The organism is Natrarchaeobius oligotrophus, from assembly GCF_003841465.1.
In the GTDB taxonomy this organism is placed as follows: Archaea; Halobacteriota; Halobacteria; order Halobacteriales; family Natrialbaceae; genus Natrarchaeobius; species Natrarchaeobius oligotrophus.
This window is the reverse complement of record NZ_REFZ01000015.1, coordinates 50539-72082: the sequence shown is the minus strand read 5'-3', so window position 1 is coordinate 72082 and position 21544 is coordinate 50539. Positions and strand designations below refer to the sequence as shown.

20 protein-coding genes are annotated in these 21544 nt (G+C 65.6%); 8 read left to right on the top strand and 12 right to left on the bottom strand.

Features of this window, described 5'->3' with window-relative positions:
• Positions 1-2: 2 nt before the first annotated feature.
• Positions 3-1112: a M24 family metallopeptidase gene (locus EA472_RS17380; RefSeq protein WP_124192779.1), complete on the bottom strand. Its 1110-nt coding sequence runs from the start codon at positions 1110-1112 to the stop codon at positions 3-5.
• 201 nt (positions 1113-1313) lie between these two features.
• On the opposite strand from EA472_RS17380, the gene EA472_RS17375 reads away from it, so the two are divergent.
• The 4 genes from EA472_RS17375 (at position 1314) to EA472_RS17360 (ending at position 5666) form a co-directional block, all read left to right on the top strand.
• Complete coding sequence (locus tag EA472_RS17375) at positions 1314-2180, top strand: cytochrome oxidase assembly protein (RefSeq protein ID WP_124192778.1); 867 nt, start codon at positions 1314-1316, stop codon at positions 2178-2180.
• 218 nt (positions 2181-2398) lie between these two features.
• Positions 2399-3832, top strand: coding sequence for a sensor histidine kinase (locus tag EA472_RS17370; protein ID WP_243637889.1), 1434 nt, complete (start codon positions 2399-2401; stop codon positions 3830-3832).
• Positions 3833-4135: 303 nt separating this feature from the next.
• A complete protein-coding gene (locus EA472_RS17365; RefSeq protein WP_124192776.1) occupies positions 4136-4861 on the top strand; it encodes a helix-turn-helix domain-containing protein in 726 nt (241 codons plus the stop codon).
• 172 nt (positions 4862-5033) lie between these two features.
• Complete coding sequence (locus EA472_RS17360; RefSeq protein WP_207891178.1) at positions 5034-5666, top strand: uracil-DNA glycosylase family protein; 633 nt, start codon at positions 5034-5036, stop codon at positions 5664-5666.
• Positions 5667-5700: 34 nt separating this feature from the next.
• Here EA472_RS17360 and EA472_RS17355 read toward each other — a convergent pair whose 3' ends face one another.
• Positions 5701-7119: a DnaJ domain-containing protein gene (locus EA472_RS17355; RefSeq protein ID WP_124192775.1), complete on the bottom strand. Its 1419-nt coding sequence runs from the start codon at positions 7117-7119 to the stop codon at positions 5701-5703.
• A gap of 102 nt (positions 7120-7221) precedes the next feature.
• On the bottom strand, positions 7222-8499 hold the full coding sequence (gene dinB / locus EA472_RS17350; protein WP_124192774.1) for a DNA polymerase IV: 1278 nt from the start codon (positions 8497-8499) through the stop codon (positions 7222-7224).
• A gap of 105 nt (positions 8500-8604) precedes the next feature.
• Here dinB and EA472_RS17345 point away from each other — a divergent pair, with 105 nt between their 5' ends.
• Positions 8605-9951, top strand: a complete 1347-nt coding sequence (locus tag EA472_RS17345; RefSeq protein ID WP_124192773.1) for a hypothetical protein — start codon at positions 8605-8607, stop codon at positions 9949-9951.
• 157 nt (positions 9952-10108) lie between these two features.
• Here the strand turns inward: EA472_RS17345 and EA472_RS17340 are convergent, their stop codons facing one another.
• From EA472_RS17340 to EA472_RS17315, 6 genes are all read right to left on the bottom strand, one after another.
• Positions 10109-10438, bottom strand: a complete 330-nt coding sequence (locus EA472_RS17340; RefSeq protein WP_124192772.1) for a transcription factor S — start codon at positions 10436-10438, stop codon at positions 10109-10111.
• Positions 10439-10482: 44 nt separating this feature from the next.
• On the bottom strand, positions 10483-10920 hold the full coding sequence (locus EA472_RS17335; protein WP_124192771.1) for a hypothetical protein: 438 nt from the start codon (positions 10918-10920) through the stop codon (positions 10483-10485).
• Entirely contained in the window at positions 10913-11701 is a 789-nt protein-coding gene (locus EA472_RS17330) for a hypothetical protein (protein ID WP_124192770.1), read from the bottom strand. Before EA472_RS17330 ends, EA472_RS17335 begins: the two co-directional genes overlap by 8 nt.
• 73 nt (positions 11702-11774) lie before the next feature.
• Complete coding sequence (locus EA472_RS17325; protein ID WP_124192769.1) at positions 11775-12611, bottom strand: RAD55 family ATPase; 837 nt, start codon at positions 12609-12611, stop codon at positions 11775-11777.
• 67 nt (positions 12612-12678) lie between these two features.
• Positions 12679-13659 (bottom strand): beta-ribofuranosylaminobenzene 5'-phosphate synthase family protein, encoded by a 981-nt coding sequence (locus EA472_RS17320; RefSeq protein ID WP_124192768.1) that lies wholly within the window; start codon positions 13657-13659, stop codon positions 12679-12681.
• A 137-nt stretch (positions 13660-13796) separates the two neighbouring features.
• Positions 13797-14126, bottom strand: coding sequence for a hypothetical protein (locus EA472_RS17315; RefSeq protein WP_124192767.1), 330 nt, complete (start codon positions 14124-14126; stop codon positions 13797-13799).
• A 192-nt stretch (positions 14127-14318) separates the two neighbouring features.
• Here EA472_RS17315 and ilvD point away from each other — a divergent pair, with 192 nt between their 5' ends.
• Together ilvD and EA472_RS22620 are read left to right on the top strand one after the other, a co-directional pair.
• On the top strand, positions 14319-16058 hold the full coding sequence (gene ilvD / locus EA472_RS17310; protein ID WP_124192766.1) for a dihydroxy-acid dehydratase: 1740 nt from the start codon (positions 14319-14321) through the stop codon (positions 16056-16058).
• 120 nt (positions 16059-16178) lie between these two features.
• Positions 16179-16334 (top strand): hypothetical protein, encoded by a 156-nt coding sequence (locus tag EA472_RS22620; protein ID WP_165874934.1) that lies wholly within the window; start codon positions 16179-16181, stop codon positions 16332-16334.
• 331 nt (positions 16335-16665) lie between these two features.
• Here EA472_RS22620 and EA472_RS17305 read toward each other — a convergent pair whose 3' ends face one another.
• The 3 genes from EA472_RS17305 to EA472_RS17295 form a co-directional block, all read right to left on the bottom strand.
• Positions 16666-18045 carry a YncE family protein gene (locus tag EA472_RS17305; RefSeq protein WP_124192765.1) on the bottom strand — a complete coding sequence of 460 codons (1380 nt, stop codon included), beginning with the start codon at positions 18043-18045 and terminating at the stop codon, positions 16666-16668.
• Positions 18046-18315: 270 nt separating this feature from the next.
• Positions 18316-18747 (bottom strand): adenylyltransferase/cytidyltransferase family protein, encoded by a 432-nt coding sequence (locus EA472_RS17300; protein ID WP_124192764.1) that lies wholly within the window; start codon positions 18745-18747, stop codon positions 18316-18318.
• A 25-nt stretch (positions 18748-18772) separates the two neighbouring features.
• The gene (locus tag EA472_RS17295) at positions 18773-19270 is read right to left on the bottom strand and encodes a Mov34/MPN/PAD-1 family protein (RefSeq protein WP_124192763.1); all 498 of its coding nucleotides are present in this window, start codon (positions 19268-19270) and stop codon (positions 18773-18775) included.
• A 296-nt stretch (positions 19271-19566) separates the two neighbouring features.
• On the opposite strand from EA472_RS17295, the gene EA472_RS17290 reads away from it, so the two are divergent.
• Complete coding sequence (locus EA472_RS17290; RefSeq protein ID WP_124192762.1) at positions 19567-21471, top strand: DHH family phosphoesterase; 1905 nt, start codon at positions 19567-19569, stop codon at positions 21469-21471.
• Positions 21472-21544 lie beyond the last annotated feature (73 nt).

The window sequence follows — 21544 nt, the reverse complement described above, 5'->3', positions numbered from 1 at the left end:
CGCTACGTGTCGTCTTCGAGGACGAGGACGTCCGGCCGCTCGAGTTCGAGGTCGCGATCGATCGCCTCGACGGTCGTCGTCGGCCAGTTCCCCGTCCGCGTCAGCACCTCGTACTCGTCGTCGGTGATCAACACCGTGTCCTCGCTCTTTGCACCCTGGACCGTCGGGTTCCAGGAGTAGGCCATCGGGATCGCGACCGACGCGTCGTGATCGGGCGTCGCGATCCACTCTCGCCCCGAGAAACCGGCCGCGCCGCCCTGATGGTGGTGCTTCCACTCGCCGTCGTACCCCACCGCGTCGTAGGCGTCCTGGATCGCCGCGAACACGTCGCCAGCGCTGTCGCCGGCCGCGGCGGCCTCCTCCGTCGCCGCGAGCGCGGTCGTCTCGACGCGTGCCGCGGCCGCGTGGCGCTCCTCGAGCCACTCGGGCGGATCGAAGGCGACGGTCCGGGTACAACTCGCGTGCAGTCCGGCGCGCTGCGTCGTGACCGAAATGAGCACGTACTCGCCCAGTTCAGCTTGCGTCGGCGTGTAGTGGCGGTACCGCTGTACCCGCTCGGAGCCCCCCACGAGAACGACCGGAGCCTCGATTTCGCGGGCCGACAGCGCGACGCGCAGCGCCGACGCGACCTCGTGTTCGGTGTCGTCGGTTCGCAGTTCCCGACAGACGGATTCGACGGCGGCCGCGGTCTCCCGGGCGAGCGTTCGGTACCGCTTCCGGTCGCGCTCGGTCAGCGGCTGGCGCAGCGGCGTCGGATCGACCGACTCGAGGCCGGGAACGTCGATATCGGTCGCAGCGCGCTCGTCGGCACCGACGCGCGTCCCGATCTCGTCGGCGAGCGAGGAGTCGTACCAGGAAAACCGCTCGAGCGAGAAGTCGGTCGACTCGAGGTCGGGCAGTTCCTCGTCCGCGATGCGATCCGCCTCGATGTTGTCGGTCAGCACCGTCACCTCGTCGCCGTCGTAGCCGACGGCGGCGACGCCGGCGTCCGTCTCGCGATCGACGACGTTGCTCCCGCCCGTCAGCCAGGCGAAAGAGTTCGGCCTCGCGAACCAGACCGAGTCGAGGTCGCGTTCCTCGAGGTACGAGTCGAGGCGCTCACGTTTGTCCATACCGAGTGCTGGCGTGGCTGGCTCTTGAATGCGATGACATCGAATCGAACGGATCGTGAGGCGAGACGCGAGCGACGCGGAAACGGCTCTCGGTTCGTCGAGTACGTGCCGCCGTCGAGCCGTCTCCCGTCCGATTCCAGCCGAGTAAGAACGACTCGGGCAACCTAAATACCGCGCCGCCCAACCCTCGCGCGAACGCACGTGTCGACCGACAGTCGCTCCCTTCGTCCGGTAGTCCGCCCGCTGATCGATCGGTTCGGCTTTCCGCAGCTACTCGCGACGACGCTCGTGTTAGTCGCCGCGACGATCCTGCTCGGCGTCGCCGCGAAGGCGACCGGCTCGGGACTCGCCTGTGAGGCAAACTGGCCCCAGTGCGACGCCGGTCCGTACAACTTGCTCCCGGCGAACCTGCCGAGTTTCTACGAGTGGTTCCACCGCTTCGTGGCGATGTTCGCCGGGTTCGCGATCGTCGGCTCCGCGCTCGCGGCCTGGCGGCTCCCGACCGTCGACCGACGCGTCGCGAGGCTCGTCGTACTCGGAATGATTCTGACGCCGATCCAGGTCGTTCTGGGTCGTGAGACGGTGCTCCAGTACGAGATGACGATCCTCTCGTTGCACTTCTGGACCGCGGTGCTCATCTTCGTCCTCTTCGTCGTCGCCACGGTGCTCGTCTGGCAGTCGAAACTGACCTCGGCTCACGCCGTCGTCGCGCTCGCGGTCGGCGTCGTCGCGCTCGCGCTCCACGTCGCGCTCAGCCCCGTCGTGGGAACCGCCACCGTGAACTACTCGCCGACGATGCAGCTGGTTCAGTACGGCGTGACGCTCACACTTCTGGGTTCGACCATCGTCGCCGCGATGGTCGTCCGCGACCGTTTCGAGGACCGACTGACCGTCGCGAGCGCGCTCGCGACGCCGCCGCTGGTCGTCGCGGTCCTCTTTTTCGGCCGGCGAGCCGTCAACCCGGCGCTCGAGGTTCCCTACCTGATCCTCGCCGCCGTCTTACTCGTGGCGTTTCTCGTTTCCGTCCGGTTCGTGCGTTCGGCCTCGAGTACGCGTTCGAACGCGTAATCGAGAGCGCGTGCGACGTCGCGTCGTAACGACGCGTGAACGGGTTTCCGACGAACGTTCCGGCCGATCGTCACGTTCCGTGCTACCACGGAGGCCGAAACGGGTCGGCGGACGAAGGCTACTTATCGATCGACCTCGTGAACGTGACGATGAGTTCAGGTACGGACCCCCGCTCTCGATGACAGTCACAAACGGAGCGTTCGGGCGACGAGGATTTGTTGACCGTCGAAAGCGGCCTCGAGGCGCTTCGGGAGAGCCCGGAGTTTCACGGGACGATCGAACCGTTCGATGATCTCGAAGAGCTCGAGACGTGCGAGCACATCGCATTGTTCTACCGGGATCGAGACGAGCGATTCGAGACGGTTACGCCGTTTATCAGGCAGGGAATCGAACGGGGGGAGCGGGTCATGTACGTCATTGACGAGTTCTCTCGGTCGACCGTTCTCGACGAACTCCGTGGCGGCGACGCCGACGTCGACGCGGCCGTTGACTCCGGTCAGCTCACGTTTCACTCGCTCGAGGAGACGTATCTCAGGTCCGGCCGGTTCGATCCCGACGACATGCTCGAGGTGTACGCCGACGCCATCGAGGACGCGAACGAGTCGTATCCGGGCCTTCGCGTCACCGCGAGTACGAACTTCGTACTCGACGAGAATGCGACGCTCGAGGAGTTCATGGCCTACGAGAGCCGCGTCAACGACCTGTTTCGGGGCGAAAACTGTATCGCGCTCTGTCACTACGACTGCGAGCGGATTCCGCCGGAGACGCTGATCGACGTGATTCGAACGCATCCCCACATCGTCTACGAGGGGACGGTCTGTCACAACTTCTACTACACGCCGCCGGAGGAGTTCTTCGAACCCGACGAGCCGATGCGAGACGTCGAGCGGATGCTGAACACGCTGGCAGATCGGTCGAGGGCGCGAGCCGACCTCGACGAAACGGTGTCGCAACTCGAAGCGTCGAACGAGCGTCTCAAGCGATTCGCCTACGTAGCGTCGCACGATCTGCAGGAGCCGTTGCGGATGATTTCGAGCTATCTGCAACTGCTCGAGTCACGCTACGGCGACGACCTCGACGGAGACGCGAGAGAGTACATCGACTTCGCCGTCGACGGATCCGACCGCATGCGGGAGATGATCGACGGATTGCTCGCCTACTCGAGGATCGACACGGACGAATCCGACGTCGAACCGGTCGACTGCAACGCCGTCGTCGACGACGTGCTCACCGACTTGCACGTGCGCATCGACGAGACCGACGCGGAGATCACCGTCGACTCCTTGCCCGCCGTCGCCGGAAACGTCCACCAACTCGAACAACTGTTTTTCAATCTCCTTTCGAACGCGATCAAGTACAGCGGCGACGAGCCGCCGCAGATCGAGGTCGGCTGCGAGCGCCGGGGCGATCGCTGCCTGTTCGCCGTCGCCGACCGCGGAATCGGCATCGAGCCCGAGTACGTCGACGGCATCTTCGACGTCTTCAATCGCCTTCACTCGAACGACGAGTTCCCCGGAACCGGTATCGGACTCTCGCTGTGTCGAAAGATCGTCGCCCACCACGACGGCGACATCTGGGTCGACTCCGAATCCGACGAGGGAACGACGTTTTATTTCACCCTGCCGTCGGCGACGTCGGTTCAGTCCAACTGACCGCTGCCGGTGATTCTCGTTCTATCACCCGTTCCGAACCACCGTCGCTCGGACATCGATCCCGAATTGCGATCGACCGAACGATTCGACGCCGACGGGACGCAAATTACTCCACGGCGACAGGTCGGCCCCGACCTGGTCTTAAACGCCTTCGATATCTAACCGCCCGATTCTTCTAAGTACGGCTGAATATATTAGCGAGCGAACCGACAATGTATGGTTGGACTCCCCGAGAACGTGTCCTGGTGGTGAAACGACTGTGAGTCACGCTCGTTTCTCCCGTTCGGACCCGCCCCTCGAGCAATGAGCGTCATCGCGACGGTCGCGATCCCGGCGGCCGAGTTCCCGCTCGGATCGCTGCTCGAGCCGGACACGAACGCGACGGTGACGGTGGAAACGACCGTGCCGACCAGCGAAGACGTCATTCCGTACCTCTGGATCCCCGACGACGGCGCCGACGAGATCCTCGAGCGTCTCGAGGCCGAACCGAGCGTCACGTCCGTTTCGGTCGTCGACGCGATGGACGACCACGTTCTGGTGAAAATCGGCTGGAAACAACAGATCAACGGCGTACTCGAGTCCGTCGAACAGAGTGACGCTATCGTCACCAGCGCCGCCGGGACGCACGACCGGTGGACCTTTCGGCTCAGATTCCCCTCTTACGAGGACCTCTCGACGTTCTACACCGACTGTCTCGAACGCGACGTTTCGATCGAGCTGATCCAGCTCCACGAAGCCATCAGCCCCGACAGCGAACTTCGGTTCGGATTGACGGCTGCTCAACGCAAGCTCATCGTCGCCGCCTACGAAGCGGGATACTTCGACGTGCCGCGACGGACGACGCTCGTCGAGCTGGGAGAACGCCTCGACGTGTCCGATTCAGCCGTCTCCCAGCGGCTGCGTCGCGGCCTCGCGACGCTCATTAATTCGACGATCGTCGTCGGCACCGGAACGGACGACTCCGCCGCGGAGGGGAGATCGCCGAACCCCGGCCTCAACGCCGGTGCTGACGGACGGGACGATCGTTGACGCGCGACCTCGACGGCAAATCGAATCGGCGACGGGACGACGAGCGGTTCCGCGGCCCGGAATCGCACACTGGGAACGCTCGAGACGGCGCTCATCGACGGGTGCCGACCGAGGTGAGGGTCGCCGTGTGCTTCTCAAAACCGTTATTGGGTCTCGAGCCGTCCGTCCGTCCGTGAGAAACGTCACCGATAGGACGAGCAATCCGTTCGGACTGCGACCGCCGTTCGATCGAAGCGGGCCGAACGAGCGCGTGGCCGCGTTCGGCTACGGTGACGCCAACGCCGATTTTCACGTCATCGGCGACCACCCCGGCGTCCACGGCGGCAAGCGAACCGGCGTTCCGTTCACCGAAACCGACGATGGGCTCGCCGTCCAGAGCGTCTATCGCGATCTGGGATTCGCCACCGGACCACGGGATCGGCCGACGCTCGAGAACTGCTACTGGAGTTACGTCCACATGTGTTCGCTTCCGGACGGCCACGAGCCGACCGAAGCGGAGTACGACGAGCTAGAGCGATACTTCGACGCCGAACTCCGGGCGATCAACGCCCACGTGCTGTTGCCGGTCGGCGAGCGAGCGACCGACCACGTTCTGCGGGAGTACACGACCCAGCGCGATCGCCTCGATCTGGACATGGAAGCCCTCCACACCGAGGAGATCCGTGGGCGGGGGTTCATGGTCGTCCCGGTTCGAGCGCCGACCGAGTGGGGCGGCGACGACCGAAACCGGCTCGTCTCGACGCTCGAGGCGATCCTAGAGAGGGACTACCGACAGACGAAAGGCGTCGCGACGACGGTCGGCTGACGCCGACGATCTTCCGACCGGCTCCGGAGCGACGTCACCGACCCAGGTGCTTTCTGATCGTCGCCCGCAACGGGAGCCCGAGCGCCCCGGCGGCGGGGAGGAGGACGAACGCCATAAGATCGACGGAGAGCGTCGCGTATCCCGCGATCCCGGCTACGATCCCGCCGATCGGCGCGAGCACCGGGAGGACGTACAGGTACGACGGCTTCCAGCCGGGACTTCGCCGCGTGTGGTGGACGATCACGCCGAACAGAAACGGCATACACACCGCGCCGGCCAGCAGCGGGCCGCCGACCAGCCCCGTCGAAACCGCGAGCGCCAGCGCGACGAGGATCGTCTCGTCGATCGAGATCGGACCCCGCACGCGGTCGCGAAACCACAGACGCGAGAGCAGGACGATCACGATCGCAGCCGCGACGACGCCGGCGAGCGCGACGTACCACTCGAGGCCCGAAAGCGGCGGGGCAACGGGTTCGACGGACGCGACGAACTCGACCGGCGTCTCGACTCCGTACCGACCGCTCGAGAAGACGGACGCGACCGCACCGAGGCCGTCTGCACCGGCGAGTTCGAGTCCGAGCGCCGTCAACGCGCGCTCGTTCTCGAGGGCGAAGTGAGCGAGACCGACGGCGTAGAGCATCACCGAGAGCCAGATCAGCGGTAACGCGACGTTTCGCCGCCGCCACCAGCGGACGATCGAGTTGCCGTCGCCCGCTCGCTTCGAGGAGGAACGCGGTGCCCGATCCGATCGGTGATGGCCGCGAGCGGTCCCACCGTCCGTCGAACTGACGGCGCCGTCGGTTCCGGTTCCCGTCGCGTTTCGGGCGTCAGCCGAGTTCGTGGACGATCCCGCGTCGACGGCTTCGCTCCCGGTGGAACTCGATCGGTCGTCGTTCGCGGCCGACGTGGTCGACGTCTTCTCGGAGCGTGCTGAATCGTCCGTTCCGTTCGTCCACCCGGTGCGTCTCTGACGCCTCGAATCCGTCGCGTCGGCGTTCGTTCGAGTGCGCGAACTCGACGCGCCGCTCGAGCCCGATCCGGTCCGCGACGTCGACCCGGAGCCGGACGCCGATTCCGAGGTCGACTCGGTCGACGCCCGGGCTGACGTCGCGTTCGACGAGCGAGCGTCTGCGTCGGTCGTCTCGTCGCCGGGCCTCGAGCCGTCGGCGTCCGTCGACGCGTCGTCGGAATCCGCCCAGACGTCGGGCGACGGGATGCCGCTGGTCCGCTTTGCGACGTAATCGGCGTGTCCCAGCCGATCGTAGGCCTGGCGTTCGACCGGATCTCCGAGAATGTCGTGGGCCTTCTTGACCGCGGTGAATTGCGCGCGCGCCCGGTCGTCGTCGTTGACGTCGGGGTGGTAGATCCGGACCTTCTCGCGATAGGCCTCCTTGATGTCGTCCTGGGAGGCGTCGGGAGGGACGTCGAGAAGGTCGTAGAAATCTGCTGTCATGACGAGTCGGGAACCCTGGTTCGATAGTGAATTATAATCGAGGGATTATAATTTCGATGTTCCGTCGATCCGGCGTCGAGACCGCGCGAAACAGCTTCGTCGTCAGGAGAAATCGGTCAACGAGGACTGACCGTTCGCTCGATTCGACCGGTCGTCCGTCGATCGGTCCGGATCGGTACCGCTCCGATCGTCTCCGTCGGATCGCGAGTCGCCACCGGCCGTCTCCCAGCCGTCGAGGCTCGCCTGATCGGACGACGCGAACTCGAGGTTCGCGACCCTGACGCCGAGCTTTCTGACGGCGACGTCCTCGAACTCGGCGAACAGGTCGCGAGCGATCCGGTCGACGAGTTCCGGATCGTCCACCGGTCCCGGGAGGCTCTGTTCCCGGGTGTTGACGTCGTACGGAGGCGTGACCGCTTTGACGCCGACCGTTCGGTACAACGCATCCTCGCGTCGGGCCCGATCCGCGACGGCCGCGGCGAGCGTCTCGATCCGGTCGTACTTCGGCTCGGGCTCTTCGACGGGCTCGGCGAACGCGGATTCTCGCGAAAAGCTCTTTGGCTCGCCGCGAGGCTCGACCCGGCGGTCGTCCTCACCGCGGGCCCGGTCGTACAGCTCACGGCCGCGCTCGCCGAACCGCTCGACCAGCGGTTTAGGATCGGTCGCCGCGACGTCTTCGGCCGTCTCGAGTCCCATCTCGCGCAGTTCTCGTGCGGTGACCGGGCCGACGCCGTGGAGTAACTCGACCGAAAGCGGCGCGAGAAACTCGCGAACCTCGCCCGGTCGGACGACGGTGAGTCCGTCGGGTTTGTCGAAGTCGCTCGCGATCTTCGCGGCGCTCATCGTCGGCGCGACGCCGACGCTGACGGTGACGCCGACCTCGCGTCGGATCCGGTCTTTGACGTGGCGGGCGAAGCCGTCGGCGACGCCCCACGCGGTCCGGTCGGTCACGTCGAGGTAGGCCTCGTCGATGCTCACCTCCCGGACGACGTCGGCACAGTCGTGGAGGATCTCCCGGACGTCGGCGGCCACCGATTCGTAGAAGTCCATATCGACCGGGCGATAGTGGCCCGTCTCCTGCCGTTCGAGATCCGCGTCGTCCGCGTCGAACGTGGCGCGACGGGGGAGGCGCTCGAGCGCGGTGGAGATTGCTTGGGCGCTCTCGACGCCAAACTCGCGGGCCTCGTAGCTGGCGGTTGCGACGGCACCGACGGTCTCGCCGGGTTCGTATCCCATCCCGACGACGACGGGCTCTCCCCGGAGTTCGGGCTCGCGAAGCCGCTCGCAGGACGCGTAGAAGCAGTCCGCGTCGACGTGGCAGACGATTCGGTCCTCGGCGTCGGATCGCTCGACGCCGGGAAGCTGTGGCCCGGTCGGCATTCCTTTACAGCGGGTTAGGTCGACGCATTGTTAACGTTGTGCGTCGGTGACGACGGTTCGTCTCAACGAACAAAGTTTATTACTTATTCGTCACTTCGAGAAGTTATGTGGGAACTATCGGAGTTTGATCGGCTGCGCCGGCGCTCGTTCGTCCTCGGCTCGAGCGCCGCGATAGCCGGACTCGCAGGGTGCCTCGACGACGAGCCGGACGACTCGACCGGCAACGGCGGCGGAAACGGTGATGGAAACGGAAACGACGACGACGAAGGCGGAGACGATGAAAACGGAGAGAGCAACGGCGGTCCGGAGCCGCCCGAACCCGACTTCGTCGTCGGCTCGAGCGACGAGGCGGATTACGAGACGCTCCAGGAGGCGTACGACTCGCTCGAGTCCGGAGACGTGATCGGCCTCGAATCGGGGAGGTACTCGGTCAAACAGTCGGCCGAATACGCCGACTTCGAGGGGGAGATCCTGACGAAAACGTACACGTACGTCGGGGCGTCGGCCGACGAGACGGTGATCGAGATCGAGATGCCCGACGAGTCGTCGTTCGTCGTCCGGGGGAACGCACACTTTCGCCCGGAAGACGGCGCGCCGGGGTTCTGGAACGCGACGCTCGAGATACCGGCGGATCTCGAGTACACCCGAATGGGCGACGAGGGCGACTACGAGGAGGACGAGGCGACGATCGACGCGAACTACTGTACGGTCAACGGCTCGTTCGGCGGGCCGACGACCGCCCACGAGAGCGTCTTCAACGACGACCTCTCACACGAGATCGAACCGGTCGACTGTCGCTTCTACGGGGACGTCTCCGGTCGGTCGATCGCCGGACGGCGGTGTCTGTTCTACAGAGATCTCAAGAGCCGAAACGGCTACGTCCTCGACAGCACGATCGAGGGAACGGTTGGTCTGAACGGCGTACTGTTGCGTCGGTGCGAGCTCAAATCGGGTGTCAACGTCACCGGAAGCGGCGCGCTCGAAGACTGCGTGATCGAGTCGAAACCCGACTCCGACCTCGCGATCGACATCAGGAGCGCGTACGATGCGCATGTGACCGGCTGCGAGATCTACGGCACCGTTCGGTCGAATCAGGACGGCTCGTACATCGACCGGTTCGAACTGAACCGGTTCGAATCGTCGGCGCGATACATCGTTAACGGCGCACCCGCGACGAGCATCTACCTGAACGCGTTCGTCGGCGGCGACGTCAGCATCTCGACGGACACCGGCGATCTGGCCTCGTTTCCTGTGGACGAACTCGAGCTGTACGATCCCGAGCGCGAACTCGGGAACTACTACTCGGAGTGGGAGGAGGTCCACGACGCCGACGAGGGCGTCCTCGGCGCTCGGACGTTACCCGGCGAGGACGGCGTCATGGACCGGCACCCGCTCGCCAACCCGGACGTCGAGGCGTACGCGGAGGCGGCCGAAGAAGCGGACGACGACTGACCGACCCCTCAGCGATCGTCGAGTCATTTCGTTTCGACGGCTCCAACGCGGTCCTGAACGCATCCATCGAAACGGTCTCGAACAGGATCGGACGGACCGACCCTGAGCCGATCGGACGGACAGATCTCGGCTCAGATCGAACCGACTTCGAGCGAAGCTAATTGTACTCGCGCCACCGGTAACCGCACTCGGTGCACTTGAAAAAACGCGTCGGCGGCTCGTCCGCGGACGCCGTCTGTTTGATCGTGTACCACGCCTCCTGGTTCCCGCAGTCGTCGCAGACGACGTCGGACGCCTTCGGCTTCCCCTCGAAGTTCGCCTCCTCGCTCGATTCGATCACGTCGTCGAACGTCTGTGACTCCGTCGTGACGAACTCGCGCTCGCGATCCTGATCGCGTTCGCTCGAGGCACCGCACTCGTCGTTGGTACAGACCATGCGATCGTCTCGCGCTTTCATCATCGAACCGCACTCGTCGCAGAACTGCATGTCCGCGACTACGGCCGCGGGCGCAAAAATCTTCCCGGACGCGATCACTCCCGTCGACCGTACCCCCGCTCGATCGCTTTCTCTTCCCGAACGACCGGACAGTCGACGACGCGAAACGTCTCCAGCGTCGGCATCGCGAGAATCTCCGTTCCGTCGTGCGTACACGCGACCGTCGGCGGCTCCGCGAAGTGCTCACACTGGTGGCAGTAGCTTCGCTTTTCGACCTCGCAGTGGTCGCCATCGACGTCCGACAGCGCATCGCTCTCGAGCCGATCCCAGAGCGCTTGGCCGTCGATCGCGGTGATGTCCTCCCGATCGAATAGGTCGTCGAACGGATCGCCGTTCGGCGGATCGTCCGCGCTCGAATCCGCGACGCTCGAGGCGAGGGCGGCGAGCGGTTCCGACTCGTCGGCGGTCGGTTCTCCGGACTCGTCGGCCGATCGGTCGAACTTCCGCCGCGTCGACTCGTCGGTATCAGTCATAGTCGAATTGCGTATCGAGATCGGACGACGGTGCGCTCTCGAGCGACGGCGGATCGCCGGTGAGGAGTCGGTGGGAGCCGAAGAACGAGGACTTTTCGGCGACGTCGGCGATCGAACTCGAACAGTGGGGACACTCCGGGCGGGTCAACAGCCCGACGTCGACGCTCGCACCGCAATCCTCGCAGGCGGCGGTTCGGATACCGAGCTGGTTGGCCGCAAGCTGCAGGCGGGATACGGCGGCGCTGTCGCGTTCGTTCGCCGCGAGTTCGTCGCGTCGGTCCCGGAGGTCGACGACCGTCGACGCGAGCGTCGTCGAACGCGCGTCGAGTTCGTCGAGTCGATCGAGAAGGCGCTCGAGTATCTCCTCGAAGTTACCGAACCCGGCGTCGAGGCGACGTTCGAGGGCCTCGACGTCGTCGCGAAGATCGGCGAGTTCCTCGTCGCTCGCGTGCGAGGGATGATCGTGATCGACGGCCGCCTTGGCGTCGGTCTCGCGTTTGACCTGGACGACGCGCGAGCGGACGTCCTCGAGGAGCTCGCGGAACTCCTCGCGCTGAGCTTCGAGCTGGCCCTCGAGTGACTCGAGGTCGTCGCGACCGACGAGTTCGTCGACCGACGTGTGATCGTCCCCGGTCGCCACGGCGTGGGCGGCCGTCATCATGTCCCGACAGACCGCCTCGCGCGATTCGTCGCGCCGGTCGGCCTCCTCGGAGATCCAGTCGTCCACGTCGGCAGGGAGCGCGAACGAGATGCCGCCGTCCTGGTGGTCCTCGCCTGCCATACGCTCGAATGACGTCGGATCGACTGATAAGGATTCTTGCCGTTTCCGCCGCTCGCCGAAGGCGAGTCGGTCGCTACCGGATCTTGCGGACGTTGCTGACGTCGAAGCCGCCGTCGTGAATCTCCGTCTCGAATCGAACGACGTTCTCGTCCTCGAGCCGCGAGAGGACGCCCCGGAACTGTTCGACGACGAGCGTTCGCGCGCGCTGGGAGCCGCCGCTTTCCCACTCGAAGCGCAGCGTTCCGTCGGTCGCCTCCTTGAGCCGTCCGAGCTGCGTCGGCGTGAGCGTATCCGCGTTGACCAACAGCAGGATCACGCCGCCCCACCGGTGTGAAGCGCGTGCGAGGCCCTTCAGCGCCACGATCAGGTCGCTCCAGCCGAACCCATCGTCGATCGCCGCCACGAGGTCGGTCACCGAGTCGACGACGACGAGGTTCGAAGCCGCGTGTTCGCTCAGGTAGTCGGCGAACGCCTCGAAGACGTCGCTTCGGTCGGCGTGACCGCCGAGTTCGGTGATGTCCGCCGGTCGATCGGCGTACCACTCCGTCGGCACCGGCGTCAGCTGGAAGTACTCCTGTGCCAGTTCGACGAACTCGACGCCGTCCATCCCGCGGTCGACGATTTCGTCGTCGATAACGATAGCCATCTCCTCGGCGACGGCGTCGCGCTCGTGGGTGAACGAGACGTAGTGGATGCCGTCCGGCCGGGTCGCTTCGGGCTCGAGGTCGCCGTAGTGCAACTCGAACAGCTCCGGATCGGACGCTGCCAGCCCGTTCATGATCGCGCTCGTGTAGCTGAACTCTCGCGCTCCGGCCCCGGACCCGCCCGCGAGCAAGACGACGCTTCCGGTCGGCGCGCCGCCGCCGATGAGGCGGTCGAGTCGCGAGACGCCGAGGGGCATCCGCTCCATGCCCCACCGTTCGAGCGAATCCGCTTACCTGTTGTGGCACGCGAATGCTGTCGGCAGGACGGAACCGTCAGACGCCGTCGACCCAACTGTGCGCTCCGTCGTTCGCCGCACGCGAGAGTATCACCTGGCCGTCGAGGCCGCGATCGTCGAGCGCGTCCTCGACGGCGATGACGGCTTCGTCAGCGTGGTCGCGATCGGTCAGTCCGTAGACGACGGGACCCCACGACGACTGGCCGACGCCCGAGAGGACGGGGCACTCGCCGAGCGCCTCGACGAGGACACCAGCGGGCGGACGGAAAACGCCGCCCTGGGCGTCGGCGTACCAGCTGCCGTTCTTGCGCCCGATCTCCGCGACGGCGTCGCCGAACGCCTCGAGGTGACCGTCTGCCGCCGCGGGGAGCAGCTTCCGGGTGACGATTCCGGCGATCTCGTCGGCGACGGCGGGGTCGGCGCGCTCGACGACCGCCCGCATGCTCGCGTCCTCGTCGGCGCCGCTGCGTCCGGGCTCGGAATCTGGAACGACGGCGAGAAATCGCCAGGATTCCGGGAGGTCGTGACGGGCGACCACCGGCGGAACCCTCCAGTCGCCTTCGGTCGGCGGTTCGGTCGTAAACCGCGCCGTCGGGTGGCCCGCGTCGACGACGAATCCCCCGGCCTCGAACGTCGCGACGCCGACGCCGCTTCGACCGCCCCGCCCCATCGCCGGCGCACGGGATCGAACTCGGCTCTCGAGGCCGTGGGCGTTCGCCGTCGCCGCGAGTGTCGACAGCGCGAGCTGGGTTCCGCTCCCGAGACCGACGTGACGCGGGAACCGCTCGTCGAGTTCGATATCGACGCCGGGAACGTCGAGTACCTCGACCGCCCGACTCGCGTACTCCTCGAGTAGCGGATCGTCGGCGTCGACTGCGTCCGCCGGGTGGGCCGTGACGGTTACTCGCGGACGCTCGAGGGCGACGCCGATCCCGCCGTAGAGTCGAACCCGCGCGAGCGAGAGATTTTGAAAGCCGACGTGGAGGCGTGCGCCCGTGCTGACGGTCGCCTTCGGCATGCGTTAGTCGCGATACGAACGGTCGGGGGAAGGGGGTTTCGACGAAGGCAACGACTGTCGAGTGTTCGCCGCGGCGCGAGCGTCTGCAGTGCCGTTGCTCGTCCGGTCGGAGATCCAGGAGAGAACAGCCGGTATTATCAACGATCGGGTACGTCGTAATCGACGTGAACGGTCGGGGTGCTCGGCGAATCCGGGGCCGAAACGCCGTTCCAGTCGACAAGCGTGACGTTTGCCATGCGCCCGGAAAACCGGAACTGCTGGACGCCGACGTCGATCGTCCCCTCGGCGACGTGCTTCGAGACGACCGTCGCCTCCCGGAGCGGATCGTCCACGAGCATCTCGATCTCGCCGTCGACGGCGATCTCGAACGTCGAGGGAACGCCCCGTCCCACGATGGTCACGAGATTGGGTAGTTCGTCGTCTGTCGTCGTCTCTGTCTGGCTTCGTACCGGATCATCGCGTGCCATGGTTCGATGAGTCGGACCGGACGGTATAAGCTTTCTTCCTCGAGAATCGGTAAGATCGCGCGAAATAAACCCGCGAAGAACAGTCATTCGCGATTCCCGCCACACCGGGCGCCGGCCGCGCCTCGAACGGGCGAAGACGGTTCGATCGACCGAGAAGGGGTGACTTATGGTCTCCCGATGCAAGATTCGACCATGAGCAGCGACGAGTTCGACTACGGAAAGGACGAGCGGCTCCCGAGTCGCGACGTGACCCAGGGTGCCGAGAAAGCGCCCCACCGGGCGATGTTTCGGGCGATGGGATTCGACGACGACGACCTCTCCTCGCCGATGATCGGCGTGGCGAACCCGGCGGCGGACATCACGCCGTGTAACGTCCACCTGGACGACGTCGCGACGTCGGCTATCGAAGGTACCGACGAGGCCGGCGGCATGCCCATCGAGTTCGGCACGATCACGATCTCCGACGCGATCTCGATGGGGACCGAGGGGATGAAGGCGTCGCTCATCTCCCGCGAACTGATCGCCGACAGCGTCGAGCTGGTCAGCTTCGGCGAACGGATGGACGGGCTCGTCACCGTCGCCGGCTGTGACAAGAACCTTCCCGGGATGATGATGGCTGCCATCCGAACCGACCTCCCCTCCGTCTTTCTCTACGGCGGCTCGATCATGCCCGGCGAACACGAGGGTCGCGACGTGACGATCGTCAACGTCTTCGAGGGCGTCGGCTCGTACGGAACCGGCGAGATGGACGCCGACGAACTGGACGAACTCGAGCGAAACGCCTGTCCGGGCGCGGGGTCGTGTGGCGGGATGTTTACCGCCAACACCATGGCGTCGATCTCCGAAGCGCTCGGGCTCGCCCCGCTGGGAAGTGCCTCGCCGCCCGCGGAGGACCACGAACGCTACGCCGTGGCCCGTCGGGCCGGCGAACTGGCGGTCGAGGTCATCGAGGCGGATCGCCGTCCCTCGGATATTCTCACGCGGGAATCGTTCGAGAACGCCATCGCGCTCCAGACCGCGGTCGGCGGCTCGACCAACGGCGTTCTCCACCTGCTCGCGCTCGCTCGCGAGGCCGGAATCGACCTCGAGATCGAGAACTTCGACGACGTCTCGCGTCGAACGCCGAAGATCGCCGACCTCGCGCCCGGCGGCTCGCGCGTGATGAACGACCTCCACGAGGTCGGCGGCGTTCCGGTCGTCATCCGCCGGCTACTCGAGGCCGACCGCTTCCACGGCGACGCGATGACCGTCACCGGCCGAACGATCGCCGAGGAGCTGGCGTTTCTCGAGGACGAACACGGCCTGCCGGTCGACGACGAGATCGACGCCGACTTCCTCTATTCCGTCGACGAGCCAAAAGAGGAGGAGGGTGCGATCAAGATCCTCACGGGCAACCTCGCACCCGACGGCGCGGTGCTCAAGGTCACCGGCGACGACGAGTTTTACCACCGGGGACCGGCCCGGATCTTCGAGGACGAGGAAGCCGCGATGGCCTACGTCCAGGAAGGCCACATCGAAAGCGGCGACGTGATCGTCATCCGAAACGAGGGGCCGAAAGGTGGCCCCGGCATGCGCGAGATGCTCGGCGTCACCGCCGCCGTCGTCGGCGCGGGCCACGAGGACGACGTCGCGCTAATCACCGACGGCCGGTTCTCCGGCGGTACTCGGGGGCCGATGATCGGTCACGTCGCACCCGAGGCCTTCGTCGGCGGCCCCATTGGCCTCCTCGAGGACGGCGACGAGATCACGGTCGACATTCCCGAACGGACGCTGTCGGTCGACGTTAGCGACGGGGAACTCGAATCGCGCCGGGAGAAGTGGGACCAGCCGGAACCGGCCTACGAGGGCGGCGTACTCGCGAAGTTCGGCCGGGACTTCGCCTCGGCGTCCGACGGTGCCGTGACGAATCCGGGCGTCGACCGTCGCGACTGAGCAGATTCCGACGTCGAACGTTCGAGACGGTTGACCTGTCTCGTCGTGGTGTTGTCTGCGCTGGCGATTCCTTTCGATGTCCTGCACGACTCTTTCCACGGTTGCCCCGGGAGAACGTACATGGACAAATACTGTCTCGAGTGTCACTGGCACGTCAGTACGACCGACGGGTACACCGAGCGTGAGGTGTCGAAGCGAGCCATCGAGCATTTCGTCGAGACGGGACACACGGTCGATTCCCTGCGACTTCCGCCCCCGCCGGTACTCCAGAACTAGTACCGTTCTAACCGTCGACTGATAAGCGAAATCGGACCACACCGCTTGGGTTCGCTCATCTGTGCGGGCTTGGAACGCCACTAGCCCGCCCACCGCTGAGCCGACGGTGACGTCCCCCGGACCCGGATCGGACGGTTCGTCGCGACGTCCGGGCCACCAGTGGACGACGATCGCACCAGCGCCGAGACCGATGGTAACGAGGCCGGAGATCAGCGAGGCAATCGCGAACAGAAGGGCCACGAACGACGGCGTGCCTCCGTGGTATAACCGTCGGAGACGCGGCAACTCGAGTCGCCGTCGCCGGAAAAACGTCGGTTGGCCGGCCGTCCCGTTAGAACGGCGGCGAGTTGGGAATCTCCGTGTCGAAGTCGTCGATCGGTCGGACGCCGATGCCGTGGAAGTCGGGCACTTCCTCGGCGTCGATGTCGTCCTCGTCGTAGTCGTCGATCGGGTCAGGCTCGACGACGTCGACGATATCGCGCGTCTCGGTGTCGAGCACGGAAAAGCCCGGCGTCACGCCGGTCGCCGCGTGGGGATCGCCGGACTGCGGGGCGGGACCGCGGAGCGTGACGAACATATACTGGCCGTCGGGGGACGACCACATGATGTCGGGTGCGTCACGCTCCGAGGGGTCGTCGCTCGTGTTCTCGCCGTAGGCGTCGATCTCGTCGATCTCGGTATCGTCCTCGGGGTCGAGGACGATCCCGTCGTTCGTCTCTCGGTTGAGCACCCACAGCTCCTCGCCGTCGGGGGTGAACCAGAAGCCGTGCGCATCGATACCTTCGGTGGACTCGCCGTCGACGACGATCTCGTCTTCGGCCGTGTCGTAGACGTAGTAGTCGCCGACGCCGTCGACGTCTTCCTCGGGGTCGGACGGGAGGCCCGCGGTGAGGTAGAACTTCTCCTCGGTCGGGTGGGGCATGGTGCCACAGTTGGTCGGCAGCTCGTCGCCGGAGTAGGCCCTGTCGACGGAGAAGTCGTCGTGGTCGACGATCACGAGCGCGCCGTCGTGGTAGCTCGGGCCGATCGTGTGCAGCGAGCGCCCGTCCTGGGCGTACTGATGGCAGATCGGCGATCCGGACTCGATGCCGGCGTCGAGGATCGCGTCGTTTTCGTTGAGATCGATGTAGTCGTCGATCTCGAACTCCTCTGCCTCGAGGTCGGCGTCGACGCGGACGATCTTTCGGTCCCCGATGACGTCGACGTGGATGTACTCGTCGTCGGGCGAGAACCCGGCGAAGTGCGAACTCGGTCCGGTTTCGATGTTGCCGACGAGTTCGTGGTCCTCGGTCCGGAAGACGAGCGTTCGCGCGCCGGCCGTACAGGCGACGGCGGCGTACTCGTAGTCCGAGCTGTAGTCGATCATGTGCGGGACGACGCCTTCGTCCGGCACGCCCTCGAGTTCGTTCAGATCGATCGTGTCGGTGTGGTCGAACTCGTCGTCACCGTCGCCGGGTTCGTAGAGGTGGATGTTGTCGAGCCCCTGATCGAGCGCCCAGATTTCGTACCGTCCCACCTCGTCTTCTTCCTCGGGTTCGTCGTCGTCGTCCGCCGGTTCGTCGTCGACCGGATCGTCGTCACCCTCGGCGGGGTCGTCGTCCCCATCTTCTTCCGGCGGTTCCTCGTCCCCACCGGCACAGCCGGCGACTGCGACGACGCCGGCTGACGCACTACCTGCCAGAAACTTCCTGCGGGTCGGGTCAAACTCCATGTTGGCGAACTCCGGACTGCGGATTCAAAAGTTTGCGGGTTTCAGTCCGTCTCCGTGGCAAATTTGGCACTTGAGCCAGATCGCGGCAATACTTCGTGCCGGTTTTGGAGCGGCGATTCGAGATCGACCGACTCGGTTCGTCAACCGGTGTCGGACCGTCGAATTCGACCCAGCTGTCGGTAATTATTACCTCCTCCTACGTCGGGTTTCGACGTCAGTTGCGGGCCCGGAGTCGGACCGACTGAGAACTGGGCGGTCGACGTTCGACGGTCAACCCCGCCGTTCGAGGATTCGATCGACGATGAGGCGGGTCGAGAGCAACTCCTCGTCGCCGGCGGAATCGCTGGCGCTCGCGCGCTCGAGTTCGCAGTCGATCCCGCGGCGCTCGAGTTCGGCCGCGATCGCCGCCTCGTCGTGGTGCTGGTCGTGACCGAGCGCGATCACGTCGGGTTCGATCTCCTCGATCGGGACGAAGATGTCCGTTTCGTGGCCGAGGATGGCCTCGTCGACCGCCTCGAGCGCGCCGACCACGTCGCGACGTTGCGTGGCGGGACAGATCGGCGTCTGCTTGTGGTCGACGTTCGACGAGCGAGCGACGATGACGATCAGTTCGTCGCCCATCGCCGCGGCCTCCTCGAGGTAGTGGACGTGTCCGGGGTGGAGAATGTCGAACGTCCCCTGGGCGATCACCGTTCGCGTCACGCGTATCCACCTCGCATAGTCGCCTTCATCCTCGCAGTTCCTCGTCGATGTCCGCCTGCGTGAAATCGAAGAAGTCCTCGGTGTCGGGTAGCTCGACGTCGAGCACGTTCAGCGAGGTCGGCCGACCCTGCGAGTCGAAGGCCTTCCAGTCGGTTCGTCGGTACGGCGCGCCGATGATGATGTGAACGCTCCCCCGGCCGAACGTCTCGAGGTCCGCGTCGCTCGGACTGATGACGCCGTTCGGGTGCGAGTGGACGCTTCCGAGCGCCTTCACGTCGTTCGGAATCTGGCTCGTTCTGACGGTCGCGCTGACGCTGTTGGATTCGGTTCCCGGCACCACCAGCACGTCGGTGATGACGAGTCCGTCGCGCTCGAGTCCCAGTCGTCGCGCTTCGGTCCCCCGGAGAAATCCCATGTACTCCGCCGGGTGGCTGGCCTCCGAGGACTCGATGGCGAACTCGAGGGTCTCCTCGGCGATGCCGAGAATCTCGTTCGAGCGAAACAGCGCGTCGAGCAGCCCCATACCACCCCTTCCGGGCTTGCGGTTGCTAAACGTTCCGGAAGCGGTGTCTCCCGTTCGGGCGAGCGTGTATCCTCTACGGGACCCGCCGACGCCGGCCGCGGGAAGCGCCAGCGCTGACACCTGGTAGGACGCCCGCGACTCGGCGGTGACCGAACGCGATCCGCGTCGACTCGCTACGGCGGGCCGGCGAACGCGATCCGGCTCGAACCCTCGACGTGCGGTCCGTCCTCGTCGTGACGGGAACACATCACGTCTTGGCAAGGGTTATACGCGACCGTCCCAAACGAAAAACGAAGATGACACGTGAGTCCGTCGGGGAACCCGACGCCAGCGACGGGGATTCCGTCGTTTACGATCTCGATTCCGACTGTACCGCAGAGGACGTCGAACGCAACCGCCCGTATCTCGCTGAAATCAACGGTATCGTCGACTACGGTGTTTTCGTCGATCTCTCCGAGTCCGTCTCCGGCCTGATCCACGAATCGGTTCTCGAGGGCACCTACCGAGTGGGCGAGGAACTCGTCGTCGAACTCGACACCGTCCGAGACAACGGCGACATGGCGTTCGAGCCCGTCGACGTCGAGGAGTACACGCTCGAATCCGTCGCACACGACTACGCGCTAACGGGCACTGACCGCCTCGAGGCCAGCGTCGGCGAGCAGATCCACCTCGAGGGCGAGGTCGTCCAGGTCAAACAGACCGGCGGCCCGACGATCTTTCACGTCGCCGACGAGTACGGCGTCGTCCCCTGTGCCGCGTTCGAGGAGGCCGGCGTTCGCGCCTATCCCTCGGTCGAAGTCGGTGACGTCGTCCGAATCACCGGCACGCCCGAACACCGCGAGGAATCGATCCAGGTCGAAGTCGACGGTCTCTCGAAACTCGAGGGTGACGACGCCGAGGAGGCGCGCGAACGGATCGACACCGCACTCGACGCCCGCGCCGAACCCCACGACGTCGAACCGTTGATCGACTGGCCGGCGTTCGAGAAGCTCCGGCCGGACCTCCGGGAGGTCGCGAAGTTGCTCCGGCGAACCGTACTCGAGGGACGTCCCATCCGCGTCCGTCACCACGCGGACGGCGACGGGATGTGCGCCGCCGTCCCGGTGCAGATCGCACTCGAGCGGTTCATCGCCGAGGTCCACCAGGACGAGAACGCACCGCGTCACCTGATCAAACGTCTGCCCGCGAAAGCGCCGTTTTACGAGATGGAAGACGCGACGCGGGACCTGAACTTCGCGCTCGAGGACCGCGAGAAACACGGCCAGCAGCTTCCGCTGTTGCTCATGCTCGACAACGGCTCGACGGTCGAGGACGTCCCCGCCTACGAGACGCTCGCTCACTACGACATCCCGATCGCGGTCGTCGACCACCACCATCCCGATCCCGACGCAGTCGAAGAACTGCTCGACGCCCACGTCAATCCGTACCTCCACGACGAGGATTACCGGATCACGACGGGGATGTGCTGTGTCGAACTCGCGCGGATGATCTACCCGGATCTCACGGACGAACTTCGACACATTCCGGCCGTCGCTGGCCTCTCGGATCGCTCGAAAGCCGACGCGATGGACGACTACCTCGCGCTCGCCGCCGAAGAGGGCTACGACGAAGAGCGGCTGCAGGACCTGAGCGAGGCTCTCGACTACGCGGCGTTCTGGCTCCGGTACAACTCCGGCGACCGGCTCATCCAGGACCTGCTTCAGGTCGATAGCGACGACGAACAGCGCCACCGCGAACTCGTCTCGTTCTTCGCCGAGCGCGCCCGCGAGGAGGTCGACGAACAGCTCGACGCCGCGATGGCCCATCTCGAGCACGAACACCTCGACAACGGCGCACACCTCTATCGAATCGACGTCGAAAACTACGCCCACCGCTTTACCTACCCCGCACCCGGCAAAACAACCGGCGAGATCCACGACCGCAAGATCGAAGAGACCGGCGACCCCGTCATCACGGTCGGCTACGGGCCCGATTTCGCCGTCCTCCGCAGCGACGGCGTCCGCCTCGACATCCCGCAGATGGTCTCGGAACTCGAGGCGGAGGTCTCCGGCGGCGGCGTCTCCGGCGGCGGTCACCTCGTCGTCGGCTCGATCAAGTTCATCAAGGGCAAACGCGAGGAGGTCATCGACGCGCTCGTCGAAAAGATGGCCGAGGCAGACATCGACGAAGCGCTCTCGAGCGCACCGCCGATCGACGACTAGACGCACGCTCCCCAGCCGTTCGGTTTTCGCGGCGCTCGATCCTCCGCTCGGCGTTGGCTCTTCGATCGACGAT

Coding starts and splice junctions, on each gene's coding strand:
- EA472_RS17335 (WP_124192771.1), bottom strand. CDS start 10,920: ATGACTGATACCGACGAGTCGACGCGGCGGAAGTTCGACCGATCGGCC.
- EA472_RS17295 (WP_124192763.1), bottom strand. CDS start 19,270: ATGGGGCTGCTCGACGCGCTGTTTCGCTCGAACGAGATTCTCGGCATC.
- EA472_RS17355 (WP_124192775.1), bottom strand. CDS start 7,119: ATGACAGCAGATTTCTACGACCTTCTCGACGTCCCTCCCGACGCCTCC.
- EA472_RS17320 (WP_124192768.1), bottom strand. CDS start 13,659: ATGCCGAAGGCGACCGTCAGCACGGGCGCACGCCTCCACGTCGGCTTT.
- EA472_RS17305 (WP_124192765.1), bottom strand. CDS start 18,045: ATGGAGTTTGACCCGACCCGCAGGAAGTTTCTGGCAGGTAGTGCGTCA.
- EA472_RS17330 (WP_124192770.1), bottom strand. CDS start 11,701: ATGGCAGGCGAGGACCACCAGGACGGCGGCATCTCGTTCGCGCTCCCT.
- EA472_RS17315 (WP_124192767.1), bottom strand. CDS start 14,126: ATGGCACGCGATGATCCGGTACGAAGCCAGACAGAGACGACGACAGAC.
- EA472_RS17365 (WP_124192776.1), top strand. CDS start 4,136: ATGAGCGTCATCGCGACGGTCGCGATCCCGGCGGCCGAGTTCCCGCTC.
- EA472_RS17290 (WP_124192762.1), top strand. CDS start 19,567: ATGACACGTGAGTCCGTCGGGGAACCCGACGCCAGCGACGGGGATTCC.
- EA472_RS17345 (WP_124192773.1), top strand. CDS start 8,605: ATGTGGGAACTATCGGAGTTTGATCGGCTGCGCCGGCGCTCGTTCGTC.
- EA472_RS22620 (WP_165874934.1), top strand. CDS start 16,179: ATGGACAAATACTGTCTCGAGTGTCACTGGCACGTCAGTACGACCGAC.
- EA472_RS17380 (WP_124192779.1), bottom strand. CDS start 1,112: ATGGACAAACGTGAGCGCCTCGACTCGTACCTCGAGGAACGCGACCTC.
- dinB (WP_124192774.1), bottom strand. CDS start 8,499: ATGCCGACCGGGCCACAGCTTCCCGGCGTCGAGCGATCCGACGCCGAG.
- EA472_RS17340 (WP_124192772.1), bottom strand. CDS start 10,438: ATGCAGTTCTGCGACGAGTGCGGTTCGATGATGAAAGCGCGAGACGAT.
- ilvD (WP_124192766.1), top strand. CDS start 14,319: ATGAGCAGCGACGAGTTCGACTACGGAAAGGACGAGCGGCTCCCGAGT.
- EA472_RS17325 (WP_124192769.1), bottom strand. CDS start 12,611: ATGGAGCGGATGCCCCTCGGCGTCTCGCGACTCGACCGCCTCATCGGC.